4 protein-coding genes are annotated in these 4,099 nt (G+C 69.8%); 2 read left to right on the top strand and 2 right to left on the bottom strand.

The window, feature by feature from the left end; genetic code table 11:
* Window positions 1–1,529, top strand: a 1,529-nt coding sequence (locus NQ160_RS19800; protein ID WP_257516822.1) for a glucose PTS transporter subunit IIA, incomplete at its 5' end; no start/stop codon positions are given.
* Window positions 1,530–1,563: 34 nt separating this feature from the next.
* On the opposite strand, the gene NQ160_RS19795 is transcribed toward NQ160_RS19800, so the two are convergent.
* Complete coding sequence (locus NQ160_RS19795) at window positions 1,564–2,886, bottom strand: MFS transporter (protein ID WP_257516821.1); 1,323 nt, start codon at window positions 2,884–2,886, stop codon at window positions 1,564–1,566.
* Window positions 2,887–2,971: 85 nt separating this feature from the next.
* Here NQ160_RS19795 and NQ160_RS19790 point away from each other — a divergent pair, with 85 nt between their 5' ends.
* On the top strand, window positions 2,972–3,553 hold the full coding sequence (locus NQ160_RS19790) for a winged helix-turn-helix domain-containing protein (protein ID WP_257516820.1): 582 nt from the start codon (window positions 2,972–2,974) through the stop codon (window positions 3,551–3,553).
* A 26-nt stretch (window positions 3,554–3,579) separates the two neighbouring features.
* On the opposite strand, the gene NQ160_RS19785 is transcribed toward NQ160_RS19790, so the two are convergent.
* Window positions 3,580–4,099, bottom strand: a 520-nt coding sequence (locus tag NQ160_RS19785; RefSeq protein WP_257516819.1) for a DsbA family protein, incomplete at its 5' end; no start/stop codon positions are given.

Genomic DNA, 4,099 nt, shown 5'->3' with positions numbered 1-4,099 from the left:
TCATCAACCTGATGTGGCAGTGCGTGTTCGTCTTCCTGCCGCTCATGGTGGCCTACAACGCCTCGCAGAAGATCGGCGCCGACCCCTGGGTCGGCTTCGCGATCATGGCGGTGGTGATGCTGCCGGGATTCCTGGCGCTCGGGCAGGATGCCACCGCGCAGCAGATCGTCTTCCTCGGCTCGGAGATCACCACGGTGCCGGTCTTCGGCATCCCGCTGACCATCTTCGACTACAACTCGCAGGTGTTCCCGCCGCTGCTGATGGCCGCCGTTCTCGGGCCGTTGTGGAAGGGGCTGAAGAAGATCATCCCCGACAACCTGCACCTCATCTTCGTGCCGTTCCTGGCGATGCTGGTGATGATCCCGCTGACGGCCTTCCTGATCGGACCCATCGGCGTCTACGCCGGTGCGGGGCTGGCGAACCTGCTCAGCTCGATCAACAACTTCTCGCCGCTGATCTTCGCCATCGTCATTCCGCTGGCCTACCCGTTCATGGTGCCGCTGGGACTTCACTGGCCGGTCAACGCGATCATGCTGCTGAACATCCAGACGCTCGGATACGACTTCATCCAGGGCCCGATGGGCGCCTGGAACTTCGCCTGCTTCGGGGCGACGGCGGCCGTGCTGGTGCTGGCGTGGCGCGAGCGCGACCAGGTGATGAAGCAGACCGCGACCGGTGCCCTCGCCGCCGGCCTTCTCGGTGGCATCTCGGAACCGTCGCTGTACGGCATCCATCTGCGCTTCAAGCGGATCTATCCGCGCATGCTCGTGGGCTGCTTCGTGGGTGGACTCATCATCGGCATCGGCGGTGGGGTGCGCACCGAGGCGTTCGTCTTCACATCGCTGCTGACCATCCCCGCCTTCCAGCCGCTGGCGCTGTACGGCATCGCGGTGGCGGCCGCGTTCATCACCTCGATGACCCTCGTGATGCTCTCCGGCTACAAGCCGAAGGAGCCGGCCGAGACGCAGGCGGCGCAGGCGGCGGCGACCGCCCCCGCTGGCACTGCGCCGGTCGGTCCAGTGGTGATCGACGCCGGGAACGCGCCCGAGGTGGCGGCGGCGCTGGAGATCATGTCGCCGATGGATGGGACGGTGGTGGCGCTGTCGCAGGTGCCCGATCCGGTCTTCGCAGGCGGGACCATGGGCCCCGGTGTCGCGATCGAACCCACCGGCGACACCGTGTATGCCCCCGGCGAGGGCGTGGTCGCCGTGGCGCAGACCACCGGGCATGCCTTCGGGCTGGTGCTCGACGGCGGCATCGAATTGCTCATCCACGTCGGCATCGACACCGTGAATCTCAAGGGCGAGGGGTTCGACGTGAAGGTCTCGAACGGCCAGCGCATCGAGCTCGGCACACCGCTGGTGACGTTCGACCGGTCCGTGATCGAGAAGGCCGGCTACCCGCTCATCACCCCGGTGATCGTTCTCAACGCAGATCAGTTCGAAACGGTCGACCCCATGGCGCTCGGTCCGACGACGGCGGGCGCGCCGCTGCTCGTCATCGAGACGAAGGCGAGCGCCACGACCTAGGCGCCTGTCGGGTCGGGCGGGCCGCCCGCACGCTTCACCGCGCGCGAGGCGTTTCGAACAGTGCGGCGTGTCCAGCCCAGCCCGACTCGGTGGGCAGCGCCCGCAGGCCGCGGCTCGCGAGCGCCATGGCCGTCGCCACCGCGCACAGTGCGGCGCAGAAGAGCAGCGTGCCCTCGCGGCCGGCCCAGGTGAGGCCGAATCCCGCGATCAGGGGTGCCAGCGGCATCGCGCCGATCGCCAGCACCGTGCTCGCGCTGTTCACCCGGCCCAGCAGCTCGCTCGGAACCGCGACCATGGAGTAGCCCATCAGCGCGGCGTTGAGCGCCGGCAGCAACAGGACGGACGCGGCGAGGACGCCGACGATCGCCCACACCGATTCCAGCTGAGACAGCACCGCCACGCCGGCGGTCGCGACGGCGAGCCCGGCGATCGCGAGCACGCCGGCCCGCACGCGGGGAACGAGGGTGGGCGCGGCCACCGCCCCCACCAGCATCGCCACGCCGGCCCCGGCGGACAGCCAGCCGATGACGGCAGGGGAGTGTCCAGCCTGCTGCATCGCATACAGCACGGTCGTGAGGCCCGCGTTGAATCCGAGGTTGATGATCGTGGAGATGAAGAGGACCGCGCGCAGATCCTCGCGGCCGAAGAGCCACGCGAAGGCGGTGCGCATCTCGCCGACAGCGCTCGTCTTCTTCTGTGCCGTGGTGGCGGGCGCGGCCTCCACAACGGCGTCGGTGGCCGCCGCGGGGGAGGGATGCGCGACGGGCCGCGTGTGGCGCAGCATCCAGGCCGTGATCGCGGCGATCAGGTGGGCGAGCATCATGACGGCGCCGATCAGCCAGCCGCCGACGGCCAGCAGTGCTCCGCCGAGCGGCCCGCCGGCCAGTTGCAGTGCGGCATCCCGAGCCTGATTCGCCGCCTGCGCGCGCCCCATGGCGGCGTCCGGGACGATCTGCTTGATCGCGCTCTCGCCGGCCACGTCGAAGAGGCCCCCGCGGGCGCCGAGGAGAAGCGTGAGCACCAGCAGGGTGGCGAACGTGAGCGACCCGCCGAACGCGAGCACGGTGAACGCCAGCGACAGCACCACGCCGAGCGTGGCGCCGAGGATCATCAGTGCGATGCGCGGATGCCGGTCGGCGAGCACCCCGCCGTACAGCGTCGTGACCGCGAGCACTGTGCCGCCGACCGCGCCGACGATCCCGGCCTGGGCGGGGTCGTCGGTGACGATCAGGGTGAGCAGCGGCAGCGCGAAGGCGAACAGCGCGTCGGCCAACCCCTTGCTCGTGTCGCTGGCGAGCCAGATCAGGTAGCGGCGGTTGCGCCAGAGGCTGTGGCGGGCTGCGGACGTCGTGGTCATGCGGCCAGAATAGATGCGCAACGAACATTGCGCAACATTACATGCGCAATAACTCGTGCCCAACTGGCCTGGATACACTCGATCCATGGTCGACGACGGCGGGACAGCGCGCGGCGCGGTGATGACCTCCGCGATGCTCAAGGCGATGTCGCATCCGCTGCGGCGGCGCATCATGAAGGTTCTCGCGGCGCGCGACTACGCGCGGGCCGCCGATATCGCCGCCGACTTGGACGAGCCGGCGAACAGCGTCAGCTTCCACCTGCGGTCGCTCGCCGATGCGGGGCTCGTCGTAGAGGCGCCCGAGCAGGCGCGCGACCGTCGCGATCGTGTCTGGACGGCCGTGAAGGGCAGTTTCGACCTCGGCAGCCCCGATCATCCCGTCGAGGACGAAGCGCTCGGCGGCACCCTGCTCGCCGCGCTGGCCCAGGAGCACACCGACATGCTGCGCCGCGTGGTCGGCTGGGCGCCGGAGTACACCGCCGGCCGCAGCGCCGGGGTGCATGGTACGTTCGCGCGCACCATGCTCCGCCTGAGCGAGCAGGAGTTCGTCGACCTGCTGGAGCGGATCAGCACGGCGATCGAGCAGGCGCGCGAGGCGCACGACACGACCGCCGCCGATGCGCGCGTCTGGGAACTCGACATCATCGCGGCAGACGACACGATCTGAGCCGCCCGCCGCGACAGGTGTGGTGGTCAGCCCGCGGCGCCTTCCACCGCGTCGCGCAGGCGCGTGGCATCCGATCCGTCGCCACGGATCTCGAACGTCTTCCCGTCGACGACGAGGAGCGGGACGTGGTCGACGGGGGTGTCGGAGCCGACGACCTCGCCGATCCAGTGGTCGTTGCTCGCCTGCACCCAGTCGGCCATGGTCAGGCCCTCGACGCCGGCGGTGAGGTCCGCCGCAATCCCCGCTTCGGTGGCGTAGGCCAGCAGGTCGGCGTCGCTCGGGGCGCCGTCGGCATCCACCTGGTTCTCCTGCAGCAGCGCGTACAGCGGCAGCACGGCATCGGTCTCGCCCGCCTCTGCGGCGAGCGCGAGGATGTTCGCCCCGCGGGTGGAGTAGTCGGTGGTGTCTCCGCGCTTCTCGCTGACGTAGTTCATCGGGTGCAGCGACAGCGTGATCGTGCCGTCGGCCACCCAGGCCTCGAGGTCGTCACCCGTGGTCTCTTCGAGCACGGCGCAGTACGGGCAGGAGAGGTCGGTCCACAGCTCC

The organism is Microbacterium sp. zg.Y909 (assembly GCF_024626565.1).
The sequence above is the reverse complement of the archived record's forward strand: the minus strand, read 5'-3'. Positions and strand labels throughout refer to the sequence as shown.